Annotated in this window: 16 protein-coding genes and 1 other RNA gene; 4 read left to right on the top strand and 13 right to left on the bottom strand. The window is 71.7% G+C overall.

From position 1 onward, the window contains the following. Window positions 1–3: 3 nt before the first annotated feature. The 9 genes from V6U79_RS00695 to pruA all read right to left on the bottom strand — a co-directional run bounded on the left by V6U79_RS00695 (window position 4) and on the right by pruA (window position 8153). Window positions 4–957 carry a hypothetical protein gene (locus V6U79_RS00695; protein WP_334613069.1) on the bottom strand — a complete coding sequence of 318 codons (954 nt, stop codon included), beginning with the start codon at window positions 955–957 and terminating at the stop codon, window positions 4–6. A gap of 41 nt (window positions 958–998) precedes the next feature. Next, entirely contained in the window at window positions 999–1463 is a 465-nt protein-coding gene (locus V6U79_RS00690; protein WP_334613068.1) for a hypothetical protein, read from the bottom strand. 191 nt (window positions 1464–1654) lie between these two features. Then, window positions 1655–2030: a transfer-messenger RNA gene (ssrA, locus tag V6U79_RS00685) on the bottom strand. A gap of 103 nt (window positions 2031–2133) precedes the next feature. Then, the gene (gene smpB / locus V6U79_RS00680) at window positions 2134–2613 is read right to left on the bottom strand and encodes an SsrA-binding protein SmpB (RefSeq protein ID WP_132233612.1); all 480 of its coding nucleotides are present in this window, start codon (window positions 2611–2613) and stop codon (window positions 2134–2136) included. Between the two features lie 135 nt (window positions 2614–2748). Beyond that, window positions 2749–3624, bottom strand: a complete 876-nt coding sequence (gene ftsX / locus V6U79_RS00675) for a permease-like cell division protein FtsX (protein ID WP_334519619.1) — start codon at window positions 3622–3624, stop codon at window positions 2749–2751. Window positions 3625–3691: 67 nt separating this feature from the next. Next, complete coding sequence (gene ftsE, locus V6U79_RS00670) at window positions 3692–4372, bottom strand: cell division ATP-binding protein FtsE (protein WP_109802316.1); 681 nt, start codon at window positions 4370–4372, stop codon at window positions 3692–3694. Window positions 4373–4490: 118 nt separating this feature from the next. Further along, window positions 4491–5612, bottom strand: a complete 1122-nt coding sequence (gene prfB, locus V6U79_RS00665) for a peptide chain release factor 2 (RefSeq protein ID WP_334519626.1) — start codon at window positions 5610–5612, stop codon at window positions 4491–4493. A 138-nt stretch (window positions 5613–5750) separates the two neighbouring features. Beyond that, entirely contained in the window at window positions 5751–6266 is a 516-nt protein-coding gene (locus V6U79_RS00660) for a PadR family transcriptional regulator (protein WP_334519629.1), read from the bottom strand. Window positions 6267–6524: 258 nt separating this feature from the next. Continuing rightward, entirely contained in the window at window positions 6525–8153 is a 1629-nt protein-coding gene (gene pruA / locus V6U79_RS00655) for an L-glutamate gamma-semialdehyde dehydrogenase (protein WP_334519632.1), read from the bottom strand. A 339-nt stretch (window positions 8154–8492) separates the two neighbouring features. On the opposite strand from pruA, the gene V6U79_RS00650 reads away from it, so the two are divergent. After that, window positions 8493–9518, top strand: a complete 1026-nt coding sequence (locus V6U79_RS00650; protein ID WP_334519635.1) for a hypothetical protein — start codon at window positions 8493–8495, stop codon at window positions 9516–9518. A 23-nt stretch (window positions 9519–9541) separates the two neighbouring features. Here the strand turns inward: V6U79_RS00650 and V6U79_RS00645 are convergent, their stop codons facing one another. Further along, on the bottom strand, window positions 9542–10051 hold the full coding sequence (locus V6U79_RS00645; protein ID WP_334519638.1) for a DUF6912 family protein: 510 nt from the start codon (window positions 10049–10051) through the stop codon (window positions 9542–9544). Between the two features lie 182 nt (window positions 10052–10233). On the opposite strand from V6U79_RS00645, the gene V6U79_RS00640 reads away from it, so the two are divergent. Together V6U79_RS00640 and V6U79_RS00635 are read left to right on the top strand one after the other, a co-directional pair. Beyond that, a complete protein-coding gene (locus V6U79_RS00640) occupies window positions 10234–10461 on the top strand; it encodes a helix-turn-helix domain-containing protein (RefSeq protein ID WP_334519641.1) in 228 nt (75 codons plus the stop codon). A gap of 102 nt (window positions 10462–10563) precedes the next feature. Further along, window positions 10564–11157 (top strand): Rv3235 family protein, encoded by a 594-nt coding sequence (locus V6U79_RS00635; RefSeq protein WP_334613067.1) that lies wholly within the window; start codon window positions 10564–10566, stop codon window positions 11155–11157. Between the two features lie 96 nt (window positions 11158–11253). Here V6U79_RS00635 and secA read toward each other — a convergent pair whose 3' ends face one another. Continuing rightward, a complete protein-coding gene (secA, locus tag V6U79_RS00630) occupies window positions 11254–14166 on the bottom strand; it encodes a preprotein translocase subunit SecA (protein ID WP_334613066.1) in 2913 nt (970 codons plus the stop codon). A 168-nt stretch (window positions 14167–14334) separates the two neighbouring features. Here secA and V6U79_RS00625 point away from each other — a divergent pair, with 168 nt between their 5' ends. Continuing rightward, a complete protein-coding gene (locus tag V6U79_RS00625) occupies window positions 14335–15537 on the top strand; it encodes a GNAT family N-acetyltransferase (protein WP_334613065.1) in 1203 nt (400 codons plus the stop codon). A 120-nt stretch (window positions 15538–15657) separates the two neighbouring features. Here the strand turns inward: V6U79_RS00625 and hpf are convergent, their stop codons facing one another. Both hpf and V6U79_RS00615 read right to left on the bottom strand, forming a co-directional pair. Continuing rightward, window positions 15658–16296: a ribosome hibernation-promoting factor, HPF/YfiA family gene (hpf, locus tag V6U79_RS00620; protein WP_334519652.1), complete on the bottom strand. Its 639-nt coding sequence runs from the start codon at window positions 16294–16296 to the stop codon at window positions 15658–15660. Window positions 16297–16545: 249 nt separating this feature from the next. Further along, the gene (locus tag V6U79_RS00615) at window positions 16546–17208 is read right to left on the bottom strand and encodes a ComF family protein (RefSeq protein WP_334519687.1); all 663 of its coding nucleotides are present in this window, start codon (window positions 17206–17208) and stop codon (window positions 16546–16548) included. Window positions 17209–17231 lie beyond the last annotated feature (23 nt).

The raw sequence follows: 17231 nt of genomic DNA, 5'->3' as shown, positions 1-17231 counted from the left end.
CGCTCAACGACGCTGCTGGGTGAGGACCCGGCCGGTCAGCACGTCGAGCACCGGCCGGGCGCCCAGCGGGGCCTTCAGGGTGACCGTGACCGGCTCCATCTTGAGCAGGTCGATGCAGGCGCCGGTGGCGCGGACCACGCCCCCACCGACCACCACCGCGTTGTCGTGCTCCTGCACCAGCGGGGTGGTCCCGGTGTCGCAGGCGCCGACGCCGAGCGCGTAGGTCAACTTCGCCCCGTCCACCGTCTGGACGTGCTGGGCGCCCACCACGCCGTCCGGGCCCGGCCGGGCCGGCGCGGTCGGCTCGGGCAGCGGGGTGACCGACTGCGGCGCCACCGCGACGCGGGCCACCGGAGCGGTCAGCTCCGCCACGGTGAACAGCCAGGCCGGCACCGCGGCGACGCCCCGGCTGGTACGCACCTCGGCGCTGCCCAGCTTCACGGCGGTGACGGTGAGCGGGATGCAGGCGCTGGTGACCGGGCTGGACACCGAACCGTCCGGGCCGGGCTCGACCGTCGGGCGGGGCTGTCTCGGCCGTCCCTCGCACGGCGGCGGGTCACCCTGGTCGAGCTGCCGGTACGCCTCCGCGGCGCTGACCAGCGGCACGGTCAGCGTGCCGTCCGGGAAGCGGATCGCGCCGTCGGCCGGCCGGGCGGACGGCAGCTCGACCTGGTCCCGGTACCACCCGGCCAGGAAGGCCTGCTCGGTCTCGGCGGTGAAACCCGGATCGCCGACCAGCACCGTCGGGGCCTCCAGCGGCACGTATCCGGTCGACCAGGCGGCGGCGGGGCGCCAGCCCTCCGCCACCTCCACGGCCCGCTGCTCGAACGCCTCCCAGCGATGGTCGGCGCCGTCGCCGGACGAGCCTCCGCCGGCGACCCGGCCGGAACCGGCGGGTGCACAGCCGGCAGCGATCAGCACGAGGGGCAGGCCCAGCAGAGCGATGAGTCGACGCATGCCGGTTGGACGCCACCCACCGCCGACCGGTTCCCGTCCGGTCAGGTCTCCCCACCGAGGTCGGTCTGGTACGCCTGCCAGAGCAGGTCCGCGCCACGCTGCCGGTGCCGGGCCAGGGCCCGCAGCAGCTCGTCGGTGCGCCGGCGCAGCTCCTCGGCGCACACCCCCGGCGCCTCGACGGCGTCCCGCAGGTCGGCGAGCGCCGCGATGATGGCCGTGTGCTCCCTGGTGAGCAGCCGTACGCCACGGTGCAGCCGGGGCGCCTGGGCGAGCACCTCGGCGTAGAGGCCGCCCGGCCCCTCGGTGACCCGGACGTGCTCGGCGAAGCCCCGGCGCACCGGGGTGAGGTGGACGATGACCCGCTCCCGCCAGCGCGGCTGGTTGGGAGCTACGGCGAGTGCCCGGGCCAGGGCGTACAGGTCGCCCGAGGGGCCGGGCCGGCGGGCCGCGGGCGGGCGGACCGTCGGTGGGACGACGGACGGCTGCTGGATCGGACCGGTGGCCATGGGCACCTCCCGCACTGCTGAGCTACCGCGTACAGCGATGGTGAACCCGTCGGTGGTCGCTGTCCAGGGGCTGCCGGCGGCTCATTCGCCCCAGCGGCACCAGTGGTCCCACCAGCATCAACGGGCCCGGGCGCGGGGCCGGAAACCACTGTGCGCCCCGGTCCAGGTGGACCGGGGCGCACAGTTCGAGGTGGTGGAGGTGCCGGGAATCGAACCCGGGTCCTTCGCCGGTTTGTCAGGGCTTCTCCGAGCGCAGCTCGCTGTGCCTCTACTCGGCCCCACCGCTCACGCGAGCAAGTTGGTGTGACGGGCCCAGTCGCTGATTAATCTCGCCGCACGGACCCCGCGACCGGGTCCGGTTGGCCAGCCTTCTAGCTGATGCCGGCTAACTGGGTCGAAGGCGCTCCCAGGCCGACAGACTCACTACTCGCCTCAGGCGGCGAGAGCGAAGTCAGCGCGATTGTTCTTGGCGCTTATTGGTTTCCGACGACCGATTCTCGAGACGACGTCGGCTTCCTCGGCTCGCTTCCCCTGTCGCTGCGTACGAAGTCGAAACCAGTCACCCCCTCGACGGGCCGCCTTGTGGCGGCACTGACAAGCCTAACGCCTGCCGCAACGGGTTTCATCCCGAGCCCCCGGCCGGCGTGCCGACCGGGACGTATGCGACAAATCAGTCGTCCATGCCCTTGCCGCGCCGGCCCGCCACCCGGGCGATCTCCCGGTCGGCGTCCCGCTTGGCCAGGTCCTGGCGCTTGTCGTAAGACTTCTTACCCTTGGCCAGGGCGATTTCCACCTTGGCCCAGCCGTCGGAGAAGTAGACCTGCAGGGGGACCATGGTCAGGCCACCCTCGCGGGTCTTGCCGATCAGCCGGTCGATCTCCAGCCGCTTGAGCAGCAGCTTGCGGGTACGCCGGGGCTCGTGGTTGGTCCACGTGCCCTGGGTGTACTCGGGAATGTGCATCCCGTGCAGGTACAGCTCGCCGTCGCGCTCCTGGGCGAACGCGTCGACCAGTGAGGCCCGCCCGGCCCGCAGCGACTTCACCTCGGTGCCGGTCAACGCCATGCCCGCCTCGTACGTGTCGAGGATGGCGTAGTCGTGACGCGCCTTCTTGTTGGAGGCGACCACCTTGCGACCCTTTTCCCGTGGCATCGGCGCCACCCCCTTCCGTGTGACCCGCGGCCGGTGTCACCGGCCCGGGGCGGAGATCATGCTACCCGAACGACAAGGGCCCTCCCGCGCCGTTTATTCCTGGCGCGGAAGGGCCCTTGCGGAGAGCCGACGTGACTAGACCCGCAGGTAGAAGCGGAGCGTGATCCACGCGGTGATCGCGCTGATCAGGCAGCCCACCCCGGCCATCAGCGGGAACACCAGGAAGATGTCCGACCACTCGATCGGCGAGAGCAGCCCCTCCAGGGCCTTCAGCGACCCGCTGAACAGGAACGTCTTCGCGCCGATCAGGGCCACCAGGCCCAGCAGGGAGCCGATCAGACCGGCGACCACGGCCTCCAGCACGAACGGCGCCTGGATGAACCAGTTCGACGCGCCGACCAGCTTCATGACCGCCACCTCACGCCGCTTGCTGTACGCGGCGACCTGGATGGTGTTGGCGACCAGCAGCAGCGCGGCGAAGGCCATCACGGTGGCGGCACCCAGCGCGATGTTCTGGATCGCGGTCAGGACGTTGAAGATCTGGTCGAGCAGCTTGCTCTGGTCGACGATCTCGTCGACCCCCTCGGTGTCCTTGTACTGGTTGTAGATGTCCCGGTACTGCTCGGGATTGACCAGCTTGATCCGGAACGACTCGGGCAGCTGGTCGGCCTTGACGGCGTTCACCAGGTCGGGGGCGTCCTGGTACATCTCCTGGAAGCGCTTGTACGCCTCGTCCTTGTTGACGTACACGACCTCCTTGACCAGGGGGTCGCCCTTCAACTTGGCGTCCAGGCCGTCACGCTGCTCGGCGCTGACGTCGGTCGCCAGGAAGATGGAGACCTGAACGTTCTCGTAGTAGAGGTCCTTCATGTCGCCGACCTGCTGGTACAGCAGGCCACTGGCGCCGAGCATGGTCAGCGACACCGCCATCGTGATGATCATCGCGATGGTCATCGTGACGTTGCGCCACAGTCCGACCAGTACCTCGGACAGGACGTATTTCATCCGCATCGGGTGTTCCTCCGGCTCTCCGGCATGAGGTGTTCGTCAGGGTGTACGGCAGGGGCGGAGCGCCGGCTCACCCGTAGACGCCGCGGGCCTGGTCGCGCACGATGCGGCCGCTCTCGATCTCGACGACGCGGCGGCGCATCTGGTTCACGATGTTGGAATCGTGCGTGACCATCACGACGGTCGTGCCGGTGCGGTTGATCCGGTCCAGCAGGCGCATGATCTCGATCGAGGTGTCCGGGTCCAGGTTTCCGGTCGGCTCGTCCGCCAGCAGGATCAGCGGGCGGTTCACGAACGCCCGGGCGACGGCGACCCGCTGCTGCTCACCACCGGAGAGCTCGTGCGGGTAGCGGTGCTCCTTGCCACCGAGCCCGACCAGCTCCAGCACCTCCGGCACGACCCGGCGGGCGACCGCCTTGGTCTTGCCGATCACCTCGAGGGCGAACGCCACGTTCTCGTACGCGGTGCGGTTGGGCAGCAGCCGGAAGTCCTGGAAGACGCAGCCGATCGAACGCCGGAAGTGGGGTCGCTTCCAGGAGCGCATCGAGGTGACGTCCTTGCCGTTCACGACGACCCGGCCCTTGTTGGGGCTGACCTCGTGCAGCAGCATTTTGATGATCGTGGACTTGCCGGAGCCGGATGGACCGATGAAGAAGACGAACTCGCCCTTCTCGATCGAGACGGACACGTTGTCGAGCGAAGGCCGGGACGCCTTCGGGTACGTCTTCGTCACTTGCTCAAGCTGAATCACGGGTGGTGAGTCTACGCGGTGTAACCGCTGAGCCAAGTCCCACGCCCCACCTGAGCGAGGCGCGTCGTCGATTCCCCCGGTCACCAGAGGACCGACGACGCGCTCCGCCCACAGTCGATCACGCAGCGTCGTTGGCGAGCTGCTGCTGCTTGCGCCAACGGATACCGGCCTCGATGAAGCTGTCCAACTCGCCGTCGAAGACCGAGGACGGATTGCCGGTCTCCTGCTCGGTTCGGAGATCCTTCACCATCTGATACGGGTGCAGGACGTACGAGCGCATCTGGTCGCCCCACGAGCCGGCGGCGTCGGTCTTCAGGCCCGCCATCTTGGCCTGCTCCTCCTGGCGCTTGCGCTCCAGCAGCCGGGCCTGGAGCACGCGCAGCGCGGAGGCCTTGTTCTGGAGCTGCGACTTCTCGTTCTGGCAGGTCACCACGATGCCGGTCGGGATGTGGGTGATCCGCACCGCCGAGTCGGTGGTGTTGACGCTCTGTCCACCCGGGCCGGACGAGCGGTAGACGTCGATCCGCATCTCGTTCTCGGGAATCTCGATGCTGTCGGTCTGCTCCACCACCGGCAGCACCTCGACCCCGGCGAAGCTGGTCTGCCGGCGCCCCTGGTTGTCGAAGGGGCTGATCCGCACCAGTCGGTGGGTGCCCGACTCGACGCTGAGCGTGCCGTAGGCGTACGGGACCTTGACGGTGAAGGTGGCGGACTTGAGACCGGCCTCCTCCGCGTACGAGGTCTCGTAGACCTCGGTGGGGTAGCCGTGCCGCTCCGCCCAGCGCAGGTACATCCGCAGCAGCATCTCGGCGAAGTCCGCCGCGTCCACGCCCCCGGCGCCGGCCCGGATGGCGACCAGCGCCTCCCGGGAGTCGTACTCGCCGGAGAGCAGGGTGCGGACCTCCATCTCCTGGATGGCCTTGGTCAGGCCGGCGATCTCGGTCTCGACCTCGGTCAGCACCCCCGGGTCGGACTCGGCCTCGGCCAGCTCCAGCAGGACCCCGGCGTCGTCGAGGCGGGAGCGCAGGCTGCCCAGCTTGCTGATCTCACCGTTGACGTACGACAGCTGCGAGGTCACCTGCTGCGCCTTCGCCTGGTCGTCCCAGAGGTCGGGCGCGGAGGCCTGCTCCTCGAGCCGGGCCTTCTCCTCGTGCAGCCGGTCCAGATTGAGGACGGCCTCGATGTTCTTGAGGGTCGCGTCGAGGTCCTTGAGCTGTTCGGCGTAATCGGCAGCAGTCACGACAGACAAGCGTACTGCGAGGGCGAGGAGTGAGCTTGCGAGCCCCGCAGTTCACGAGCCAAGAATCTCAGCGAGGGCGAGGAGTGAGCTTGCGAGCCCCGCAGTTCACGAGCCAAGAAATCTCCGCGAGGGCCCGGATCAACCCACCGGGGCGGATTTCAGCCAGGACAGGGCGGCCTTGTGGTACGCCACAGCGAACTCCAGCGCGCTGGCGTCGTACGGGTCGCCTTCCTTCTTGGCGTTCTTGACCTGCTCCCGGACCCGCGCCAGGGCCTCGGTGTGGTACTCGTTCGCCGAGGCCTGGAGGTTCTTCAGCTGGCTGGCCGAGTGCAGGCTGCCGAAGGCGATCCGCAGGGCGATCGGGTTGCGGATGGTGTCCCGCCCCGGATCCTCCGCCAGCCAGCGGGAGAACGTCCGCTTCCCGGACGCGGTGATCGCGTACGGCTGGCTCATCCGCGGTCCGGGCTTGCCCAGCCGCACGAAACCCCGCTCGGCCAGCACCGGCAACTCGCGGTAGACCTGGCTGCGGGTCATCGACCAGTACGGCGCCAGTCGGCGCTCGGCGGCGGCCATCAACTGGCCGCCTGTCATCGGGCCCTCGTGCAGCAGGCCCAGGAGGGCCGCCGCGGTGGGGTTGACTCCGGATTCCGCCATGCCCTCTAAGCTGCCACTTTGCCGTCGCAGCGTCCAGGAAATCCGGATTTGCCACCCGGCAGGATTTCCAATGTGCACTGTCGGCGGACGACAGTGCTGCCAGGAGCGTCGATGCCTGGTCGCCGTCCGGCGGGTCGCCCGAGCCGGACGGCTCGACCGACCGGCCCGCACAGCCGACCCGACGAAGCGCCGCCGCCCGGGGCGGAGGACCGGCGGCCCCGGGCCCCCGCCTCGTCGGCAGGGGCCCGGGCGCACCCGTCAGCCCATGTGGGGGTAGGTGTGGTCGGTCGGCGGGACGAACGTCTCCTTGAGCGTGCGCGGCGACAGCCAGCGGACCAGGTTGAGCCAGGAGCCGGCCTTGTCGTTGGTGCCGCTGGCCCGGGCGCCGCCGAAGGGCTGCTGCCCGACCACCGCGCCGGTCGGCTTGTCGTTGATGTAGAAGTTGCCGGCCGCGTAACGCATCTTCTCGGCCACCGCCTCGACCACCCGGCGGTCGTTGGCGAAGATCGAGCCGGTCAGCGCGTACGGGGCGATCGACTCGGCCTGGTGGACCACGTCGTCGAAGCGGGCGTCGTCGAAGACGTGCACCCCCAGGATCGGGCCGAAGTACTCCGTGGTGAACGTCTCGTGCGCGGCGTCGGTGCACTCGAACAGGGTCGGCCGGACGAAGTAGCCGACCGAGTCGTCGGCGGTCCCACCGGCGAGGATCCGGCAGGTGTCGTCGTCGGAGATCAGCTCCAGCGCGGCGGTGTGCCGGCTGAACGCCTTCTCGTCGATCACCGCGCCACCAAAGTTGCTGAAGTCGGTGACGTCGCCGTAGGTCAGCGAGTCCGTGGTGGCGGCCAGCCGGTCGCGCAGCCCACCCTCCCAGAGCGAGCGCGGCACGTACGCCCGCGAGGCGGCCGAGCACTTCTGACCCTGGTACTCGTACGCGCCCCGGATCAGGGCGGTGTGCAGGGCGTCGACGTCGGCGCTGCTGTGCGCGACCACGAAGTCCTTGCCGCCGGTCTCGCCGACCAGGCGCGGGTAGCCCCGGTAGCCGGCGATGTTCTCGCCGACGGTCCGCCACAGGTGCTGGAAGACCTTGGTGGAGCCGGTGAAGTGGATGCCGGCCAGGTCCGGGTCGGCGAGCACGACGTCGGAGACCTCCTCGCCGCGCCCGGTGACCATGTTGATCACGCCCGGGGGCAGGCCGGCCGCCTCGAAGAGCCGCATGGTGAAGTGCGCGGCGAACTGCTGGGTCGGGCCCGGCTTCCAGACCACGGTGTTGCCGAGCAGGGCCGGGGCCGAGGGCAGGTTGCCGGCGATCGCGGTGAAGTTGAACGGGGTGACCGCGTAGACGAAGCCCTCCAGCGGGCGGTGGTCGAACCGGTTCCACACCCCCGGCGACGACACCGGCTGCTCCTCGAGCAGCCGCCGGGCGAAGTGCACGTTGAACCGGAGGAAGTCGATGAACTCGCAGGCCGAGTCGATCTCCGCCTGGATCACGGTCTTGGACTGGCCGAGCATGGTGGCGGCGTTCAGGGTGTCCCGCCACGGGCCGGCGAGCAGCTCGGCGGCGCGCAGGAAGATCGCGGCCCGCTCCTCGAACGGCAGCGCGCGCCACATCGGCGCGGCGTCCTTGGCGGCCTTGACCGCGGCGCGGGCGTCGGAGTGGTTGGCGTGGCCGGTGACACCGAGCACGTGGGCGTGCTTGTGCGGCTGGACGACGTCGATCGACTGGCCGCCGGCCATCCGCTGCTCGCCGGCGATCGTCATCGGCAGCTCGATGCGCTCGGCGGCCAGCTCGGTCAGCCGCTTCCGGAGCCGCTCCCGGTCGGCGCTGCCCGGCTCGTAGGTGCGTACCGGCTCGTTGCGCGGCTCGGGTACGGAGAACACGGCGTCCATCACAGGCTCCTGTGCGATCTCGACGGCGGTGGCGAAATCGGACCCGCGGGCACCGACCGGACGGCCGGACGCCGGACGCCGCCCGGGTGAACGGTACGGCGGCGGGACCTCGGCCGATTCTCCCATGCCCCCTTCCCGACGCTGACGCGCCGCCCGTCCGGAAACCATTGAATGAGAAGCCTGAGGCCCCGCTCGGCGCGGATCCGTACCCGGATGTCGCCTTTCGCCGAAGGAAAGCAGGGCGGCGTCGGCGGGAACCGATGCCCGGGCGGGCGCGTACGCTGGGTTGCCGGTGATGTGCCCGCCCGCGCCCGCGGGCGAGACGTCGAAGGGGAGACGATGAGCAACCAGCCCGGCAGCCCGACGGCCGCGGAGCCGGACCAGCCGGACACCGCCGAGCCCGCCGACCAGGCGCCGCCGTCGGCGGCCCCCGGCCGGCCGACTGGCGCGCCGGGCACCGGTGTGCTGGCGCTGCTGGCGGTCGGCTGGCTCGCGGCGATGCTCTGGTCCACCCGGGAGGCGATCAACTCGGCGGCGGCCGGCGTCACCGCGATCAGCCTCTCCGCCTTCGCCCTGCCCGGGGTGATCTCGGCCGCACTGGTGGCCGGCGCCGCGGTCGCGCTGGCCGTGGCCGAGCCGCTCGCCCGGCGCAGCGACCGGGCCACCCTGCGGTTCGTGGGGGCCGTCGGCACCGGCCTGCTGGTCGGCCTCGGCACGGCCGTCGCGGTCAACCTCACCTACGCCGACAACGCGACGACCAACACGATCGCCGGTACCAGCGCCGCGGCGGCCATCATCGGCGGCGCCCTCGCCGGTGCCCGCAACGCCGCCCCCGTCGGCGCGATCGTCGCCGCCTCCCTGGGCACGCTGCTCTTCGTGGTGGCGTTCAGCCGGGCCCGGGACCCGCTCTTCGACCTCTTCGGCGCGGACGGCTCCCAGGCGTCGCTGTTCGACGCCGCCAAGTGGGTGTCGCGCACCGAGTCACTGCTCGCCGGCCTGCTCGCCGGCCTGCTCGCCTTCGCCTATCTGACCTGGGCCCGCCGTCGTGCGGTCCGGCGTGATCCGGCGACACCCGCGCTCCGCTGGCCGGCGTACCTGCTGGCCGGGGCCGGGCCCGGGCTGCTCCTGCTGCTCGCCGAGGTGGTCATCCGGATCGGTGGCCGGACGCTGCTCGACCTGGCCGGCGCGCTCAGCGAGGCGGACGCGGTGGCCCAGACCAGCCTGGGCATCTCCCGGCTGGACAACGGCATCTGGGTGCTCTTCGTGGGCGCGCTCACCGCGCTCGTCGCCTTCGGCCGCACCCTCGGTCCGACCCCCCGCGACGACGACGAGCCGGAGCCGGCCGGAGACGCGACCGGGCGCTGAGTTCCGGGCCGGCCGGCGGCCGGTCAGGAGGCGGCGCGCAGCAGCAGGTCCAGCTCGGAGGGGTCGTACCACTCCAGTTCGTGGTCCTCGGCCCCGTCGACGGTGAACTGCGCGTCGGGATCGCCGGCGAGCGCCTCGGCGACCACCTCGGCGGCGGCGGCGACGTCGTCGACCGCCTCGGCCCCGTCGACGTGCAGCGCGGCGACCGCCGACGCGGGCACCGCGGCGGTGAGTCGCACCGTGCTGGAGCCCAGCTCACCCTCGGCCCGGGCCACCGCCGCCGGGGGCAGGTCGACCGAGACCACCACCCGCCGCCGGGGCGCGGCCGGGTCCTCTCGCAGCAGGCGCAGGGCGTCCTGGGCGGCCCGGGTGAAGGCCACGTACTCCAGCTCCTCCTCGTCGCCCTCGGCGTACCACTCCCGCAGGGCGGGGGTGACCGCGTGCCCCTCCGGGGCCGACAGGCCCTGCTCCCGCAGCCGGGCCAGCATCGGCACGGTCGCCGGCACGTACACCCGGACCAGCTCGTCGCTCACCGTCGTTCCCCCGATCGCTCACGGACCGGCAGGTCGCCCGGTCCCGGCCGATCATGCCGTACGTCGAGTCCGTCATGCACCGCGCACCGCCGCGGTGGAAGGCGCCGCACCGTCCGTCGGGGTGGGCGGTGTCGGTCGACGGTGGCAAACTGAGCCGAACGACGCCAACCCCGGGGGTTTCCGTGGAGCCGAGGTTTCTCCTGCTCTCCGACGTGGCCGCCGAGCTGAACGTGTCGGACTCGCAGGTCTACCACATGGTGCGCAGCGGCGAGCTGCCCGCGATCAAGATCGGCGGACGTGGCCAGTGGCGCGTGGAGCGCGCCCGGCTGGAGGAGTACATCGAGCGCAAGTACGCCGAAACCGCCGAGTGGGTGCGCGGCAACCCGCTGACCGACCGCGACCCCGAGTAGCCGAACAGCCCCGTCAGCCATTGACGGCGGGCTCTGTCGTGCCCGAAAATCGGTCCCTGTCGGAGGCAAACGAAAGCAAACGCAAGGAATGAGGGCTGAGTGATGGCCGACATCCGCCGCCGCCCCGGGCCGTCCCGCCCACCGATCCGCCTGCGGCCCGCACCGGTCAGCGACCCACCGTTCGTGGACGAGTCACCGGATCTCTGGCCCCGCCCGACCGGTCAGCTCGCCCTCGACCTCTCCGGGCCGGACCAGCAGCCCGCCGGCCGCCCGCCCGGCCGCCGCGACGGACCGGGGACGCGGCCGGGATCGATCCGGCCGTCGTCCCGGCCGCCGGCCGTCGCCCTGGCCACCGCGACGCCCGAGGCCACCCGCGCGGCACAGCGGTTCGTCGGCACCTGCCTGGAGATCCTCAACGGCTACCGCCCGCCCGGGCAGCTCCGCTCCCTGATCGCACCGGCGCACTCGACCGAGGTGAGCGAGGAGCTGGCGCGGGCGCTGCACCGCACCGGCCCGGTCCGCCGCCGCTCCACGCGTCCCACCGTGCACCTGCGGCGGCTGCGGGTCTGCGAACCACGGGCGGCGGCGGTCGAGGTGGCCGCCGTGGTCGCCGGCGCCGGCCGGACGTGGGCGATGGCGCTGCGCCTGGAACACCGCCGGGGCAACTGGCTCTGCACGACACTCCAGGTCCTCTGACCCGCCAGCGTCACCGGGTGGGACGGGTCGAGCCGCGGTCCCGGACGGGACCGCGGCTCGATCGGCACGCGGTGGGGCGCACGCGCCCCGGGAGGGTCAGGCGCCGCCGTTGGGCGCGCCGTGGCAGCGCTTGTACTTGCGGCCGGAGCCGCACGGGCAGGGCGCGTTGCGGGACGGGCCGGACTCGGCGTCCGCGCCGGGCGTCGCCCGCCGGGCGGTGCTCGCCGCGAAGGCCTGACCGCTCGCGCCCGGCGCGGCGGCGGGGCGACGCGCGGCGGCGGGAGAGCCGGACGCGGCCGGCCGGACCGGCGTCTCGGTACGCCCGACGCCGAGCGTCGGCGGCTCCTCCTCCGGCCGCTGGAGGGCGACCGCACCCGCGCCGGCCTCACCGTCGATCGTCGGGGCGGAGTATTGCAGGCCCTGCTGCTGCGGCGCCCGGTTGAGGCCCTTGGCGCGGATCTCCACCGGCTTCTCCAGCAGCTGGACCTCCTCGGGCTCCGCCTCCTGGACCTGCACCTCCAGGTTGTAGAGGAAGCCGACCGTCTCCTCCTTGATGCCGTCCATCATGGTGGCGAACATGTCGAAGCCCTCGCGCTGGTACTCGATGACCGGGTCGCGCTGGGCGTACGCCCGCAGGCTGATGCCCTCCTGGAGGTAGTCCATCTCGTAGAGGTGCTCACGCCACTTGCGGTCGATGACCTGGAGCAGCACCATCCGCTCCAGCTGGCGCACCGCCTCCTCGCCGAGGCTCTCCTCACGCCGGTCGTACGCCGCGTGCGCGTCGTCCCTGAGGCGGGCGAGCAGGAAGTCCTGGTCGATGCCGGCGCGGGCGCCGACCTCCTCCTCCAGCTCCTCGATGGTGACGCCCACCGGGTAGAGCTGCTTGAGGCTGGACCAGAGCTGCTCCAGGTCCCAGTCCTCGGCGTACCCGTCGCTGGTCGCGCCGACGACGTACGCGGTGACGACGTCGTCGATCATGTTGCGGACCTGGTCGGAGAGGTCCTCGCCGTTGAGCACGCGCAGCCGCTCGGCGTAGATCACCTGACGCTGCTTGTTGAGCACCTCGTCGTACTTCAGGACGTTCTTGCGGATCTCGGCGTTCTGGCCCTCGATCTGGGCCTGGGCGCTCTTGATCTGGCGGGTGACCATCTTCGACTCGATGGGCACGTCCTCCGGGATGTTGAAGCGCTCCATCACCGCCTCGACCGCACCGGCCCGGAAGCGCTTCATCAGCTCGTCCTGGAGGGAGAGGTAGAAGCGCGACTCGCCCGGGTCACCCTGCCGGCCGGCCCGACCGCGCAGCTGGTTGTCGATCCGGCGGGACTCGTGCCGCTCGGTGCCCAGCACGTACAGACCGCCGGCGGCGGCGACCTCCTCCGCCTCGGCCTCGCAGGCCTGCTTCCAGGTGGGCAGGACCTCCTCCATCGCCTTGGCGTACTCCTCCTCCTGCTCCACCGGGTCGAGGCCGCGCTGGCGCAGCTCGTTGGCGGCGAGGAACTCGGCGTTGCCGCCGAGCAGGATGTCGGTGCCCCGGCCGGCCATGTTGGTGGCGACGGTGACCGCGCCCTTGCGGCCGGCCTGGGCGACGATCTCCGCCTCGCGGGCGTGGAACTTGGCGTTCAGCACCGAGTGCGGGATGCCGCGGCGACGCAGCAGCTGGGAGAGGATCTCGGAGTTTTCCACCGAGACGGTGCCGACCAGCACCGGCTGGCCGGCCTGGTGCCGCTCGGCGATGTCCTCGATGACCGCGTTGAACTTGGCCTTCTCGGTCTTGTAGATGACGTCGGCCCGGTCCAGCCGGACCATCGGCCGGTGCGTCGGGATGGACACGACGCCGACCTTGTAGACCTTGTTGAACTCGCCCGCCTCGGTCTGGGCGGTACCGGTCATGCCGGAGAGCTTCTCGTAGAGGCGGAAGTAGTTCTGGAGGGTGATGGTGGCCAGGGTCTGGTTCTCCTGCTTGATCTCCACCCCCTCCTTGGCCTCGATCGCCTGGTGCATGCCCTCGTTGTAGCGACGGCCGTGCAGGATGCGGCCGGTGAACTCGTCGACGATCAGGACCTCACCGTCGCTGACGATGTAGTCCTTGTCGCGCTTGAAGAGCTCCTTGGCCTTGAGGGCGTTGTTGAGGTAGCCGACCAGCGGGGTGTTCACCGACTCGTAGAGGTTGTCGATGCCGAGCCGGTCCTCGACCTTGGCCACGCCGCGCTCGGTCACCGCGATGGTGCGCTTGGCGTAGTCGACCTCGTAGTCGCCCTCGCCGTCCTTGCCGGCCTGGAGCCGGGCCACCACCCCGGCGAACTCCGAGTACCAGCGGGCGGAGTGCTCGGCCGGGCCGGAGATGATCAGCGGCGTGCGCGCCTCGTCGATGAGGATCGAGTCGACCTCGTCGACCACGGCGAAGTTGTGGCCGCGCTGGACCAGCTCGTCCCGCGACCAGGCCATGTTGTCGCGCAGGTAGTCGAAGCCGAACTCGTTGTTGGTGCCGTAGGTGATGTCGCACTCGTACGCGGCGCGGTGCTCGGCGGCCGGCCGGTTGGGCAGCACCACGCCGACGGTGAGGCCGAGGAACTCGTGCACCCGGCCCATCCAGGCGGCGTCGCGCTGGGCCAGGTAGTCGTTGACCGTGACCACGTGCACGCCCTTGCCGGAGAGCGCGTTGAGGTAGACCGCCATGACCGAGGTCAGGGTCTTGCCCTCACCGGTCTTCATCTCGGCGATGTTGCCGAAGTGCAGCGCCGCGCCGCCCATCACCTGGACGTCGTACGGGCGCTGGCCGAGCACCCGGGCGGCCGCCTCGCGAACCGTGGCGAACGCCTCCGGCAGCAGGTCGTCGAGGGTCTCACCGTCGGCGAGCCGCTCACGGTACTGCTCGGTCAGACCCCGCAGCTCCTCGTCGGTGAGGTTGACGTAGTCGTCCTCGATCGAGTTGACGGCGGCGGCGATGGCCTTGAGCCGACGCACCATACGGCCCTCGCCCGCGCGGAGGACCTTTTCCAGAATCGACACGGATCAACGCTCCCCTAGACAGTCTCGAACCATCGTAGGCGCTCCATCGGCGTGATGGTCACTGGTGGCGTCGGTCCGGCCCGGCGAAACCGACAAATCGCGCCAGCGGTGCCTCCGCCGGCGAGAATCCGGTTACGCCCACCGCGAACGGTCCGGCACGATGGCGCGATGGAGCCTGCGGAGATCACCGAGGACGGCCTGCTGCTGCGCCCCTGGCGGGCGAGCGACGCGGACGCCGTGCACCGCGCCTGCCAGGACCCGGACATCCAGCGCTGGACCACCGTACCGCGCCCGTACCTGCCGGAACACGCCCACGGTTTCGTCACCGACGTCAGCGCGTCGGCCTGGTCGCACGGCACCGGGGCGCCCTTCGCGGTCTGTGACGCCGGCACCGGCGAGCTGCTCGGCTCCTGCGGCCTGGTCACCATCGACCGCGCCCACGACACGGGCGAGATCGGCTACTGGACCGCCCCCTGGGCGCGCGGGCGGGGCGTCACCGTCCGGGCCACCCGGGCCGTCGCCCGGTGGGCCTTCGAGACGGTGAAGCTGCGCCGGCTGATCTGGCAGGCCGAGATCGGCAACCACGCCTCCCGCCTGGTCGCGCTGCGCGCCGGCTTCCGGGTCGAGGGCGAGCTGCGGCTGGCCCAGCCGGTGGCCGGCGGACGATCCGAGGGCTGGATCGGCTCCCTGCTTCCCGGCGAGGTGCCCGCCCCCGGGGAACCGGGCCCGGCCGGTCCCGGCACGCTGGCGGCCCGCCGGGCCGCCGTCTTCGGCCGGCCGCAACCGGTCCTCTTCGCCACCGCCGGGGAGACCGAGCTGCGGCTGCGCCCGATGGAGGAGCGCGACCTGGACGCGGTCGTGGCCACCTGCCGGGACACCGAGACGGTCCGCTGGACCACCGTGCCGCACCCGTACCAGCCGGCTGACGCCGAGTGGTACCTCGACCACTGCCGGGCCGCCTGGGCGCGCGGCACCAGCGCGTGCTTCGTGCTCGCCGACGTCGACGACAGCTACGCCGGCAGCATCGACCTGCGGCTGAGCCCGGCCGATCCGCTCCTGGCCGACGTGGGTTTCATGACCGCGCCGCACGCCCGGGGCCGCGGCTACCTGCCGGCCGCGCTGGCCGCGCTCACCGCCTGGGGTGTCACCACCCTCGGTCTGGCCCGGATCGAGTGGCGGGCCAACGTCGGCAACACCGCGTCCCGTCGGGTCGCGGAGAAGGCCGGCTTCACCTTCGAGGGCACCGCCCGCAACGCCCTTCAGCACCGGGGCGACCGGACCGACGCCTGGGTGGGCGCGCTGCTCGCCGAGGACCTGGTCGCGCCCGCGCCCGAACCGAGCGGCGCGGAGCCGCCGGCTGCGGCGAGCTGACCGGGCCGGAGCCGGCGGGCGCACGAAAGCGGTGCGGCCGGCCGGCAACGCGCGTCGGCCACGGAGCCCGGGCGGTGGTCCCGCCCGGCTCCGTGACCGGCTGCGAGGGGTGGTCAGCGATCAGATGTCGAGCGAGATGATGCCGTAGTCGTACGCGTGCCGGCGGTAGACGACGCTGGGCCGACCTGTCTCCTTGTCGTGGAACAGGTAGAAGTCGTGCCCGACGAGCTCCATCTGGAACAGCGCGTCGTCGACCGTCATCGGCTCCGCGGGGTGCACCTTCGCCCGGGCGATGTGCCAGGGCTGGTCGTCGTACTCGTCGGCCGGTTCCTCGTCGCGCTCGGCCACCGCGGTGGCGGTGCCGGCCGGGCGGGCGGCGAGCTCGGCCACCGGCAGGTCGGCCACCGGCAGGCCGGCGGTGGCGGCGGCGACGGAGAGCGGCGCGTGCCGTCCCCGGTGCACGCGGCGCCGGTCGGCCGCCCGGCGCAGCCGGGTGTCGAGCTTGGCGATGGCGGCGTCCAGCGCGCTGTAGAAGTCGCTCGTGCACGCCTCGGCCCGGATCACCGGGCCACGGGAAACGCAGGTGATCTCGACGCGCTGGCAGGTGTCGGACTGGCGCGGATTGCGCTCGTGGAACAACTCCACATCGACACGAATGAGTTTGTGATCGTAGCGTTCGATTTTGGCCAGTTTCTCAGCTACGTGCACCCGGTAATGGTCCGGCACTTCGACGTTTCGGCCCTTGACCACGATGTCCACGTGACCTCCCTTTTTCGGATGGTCGTCTGATCTTCGAACCCGGTCGACCGACCTCGGGGAGTTCCCGGTGGGCGTCGACCGGTCAGGTACGGCTACGCCTCCTTCCACCGTCGGGGGTGAATGTGGGACCTCCTACCCCCGACACGAAAACGCTAACTCCTGTTCGCCCGACAGTCACCCCCGGTCGCAGATAACGATCACAAATTTTCGCACCTCATACACCAAGGGGTGAAACGGAAACACGAAGCGTCACCAACGGTGCCGCTTTTGCGTTGCGGCGAGCACCGCCGTGACCTTTGGCGTCATTCCCGCGGCGAGCAAAGTCCGGCTGACGGCCGCAAGGGTGACGCCGGTGGTGACGATGTCGTCGAGCACCACCACCGTCCGACCGGCGGCGTCCCGCCCGGGCCGTCCGCCCCGCGTCCGGAACGCCGACGCCGCGGCGGCCGCCCGACCGGCGCGGTCCAACGTCACCGAGTCGGCCCGGGGCGACGCCCGCAGCGGGCGGGCCGTGCGCACGTCCCACCCGGCCCGCCGCAGCCGGGCCGCGGCGTGCCCGGCCAACCGGGCCAGGTGGTCGCCGTACCGGGCCCGGGCCGCCGCCGCGGTGTCCGGCACCGGCACCAGCAGCACCGGCCGGGCCTCGCCCACCGCCCCGGCCACCACCTCCGCCAGCAGCGCGCCCAGTGGCCGGGCCAGACCGTGCCGGCCCCGTTCCTTGTACGCCAGCAGCGCCTGGCGCAACGCGCCGGCGTACGGGCCTAGGGCGTGACAGGGCGGCAGGTCCGGCGGGGCGGGGGTGGGCCGTACCGGCCCGGGGCGCAGCGCCGCCAGCTCGCCGGCGCAGGCCGGACAGAAGCCGCGACGGGTCGCCGGAGCACCGCCGCAGCCGGCGCACCGGGCCGGCAGCACCAGATCGGTCAGGTCCGCCCAGA

Source organism: Micromonospora psammae (assembly GCF_036902725.1).
In the GTDB taxonomy this organism is placed as follows: domain Bacteria; phylum Actinomycetota; class Actinomycetes; order Mycobacteriales; family Micromonosporaceae; genus Micromonospora.
The sequence above is the reverse complement of the archived record's forward strand: the minus strand, read 5'-3'. Positions and strand labels throughout refer to the sequence as shown.

Coding starts and splice junctions, on each gene's coding strand:
- pruA (WP_334519632.1), bottom strand. CDS start 8,153: ATGGACGCCGTGTTCTCCGTACCCGAGCCGCGCAACGAGCCGGTACGC.
- V6U79_RS00695 (WP_334613069.1), bottom strand. CDS start 957: ATGCGTCGACTCATCGCTCTGCTGGGCCTGCCCCTCGTGCTGATCGCT.
- V6U79_RS00690 (WP_334613068.1), bottom strand. CDS start 1,463: ATGGCCACCGGTCCGATCCAGCAGCCGTCCGTCGTCCCACCGACGGTC.
- V6U79_RS00650 (WP_334519635.1), top strand. CDS start 8,493: ATGAGCAACCAGCCCGGCAGCCCGACGGCCGCGGAGCCGGACCAGCCG.
- V6U79_RS00660 (WP_334519629.1), bottom strand. CDS start 6,266: ATGGCGGAATCCGGAGTCAACCCCACCGCGGCGGCCCTCCTGGGCCTG.
- ftsX (WP_334519619.1), bottom strand. CDS start 3,624: ATGCGGATGAAATACGTCCTGTCCGAGGTACTGGTCGGACTGTGGCGC.
- V6U79_RS00635 (WP_334613067.1), top strand. CDS start 10,564: ATGGCCGACATCCGCCGCCGCCCCGGGCCGTCCCGCCCACCGATCCGC.
- smpB (WP_132233612.1), bottom strand. CDS start 2,613: ATGCCACGGGAAAAGGGTCGCAAGGTGGTCGCCTCCAACAAGAAGGCG.
- V6U79_RS00625 (WP_334613065.1), top strand. CDS start 14,335: ATGGAGCCTGCGGAGATCACCGAGGACGGCCTGCTGCTGCGCCCCTGG.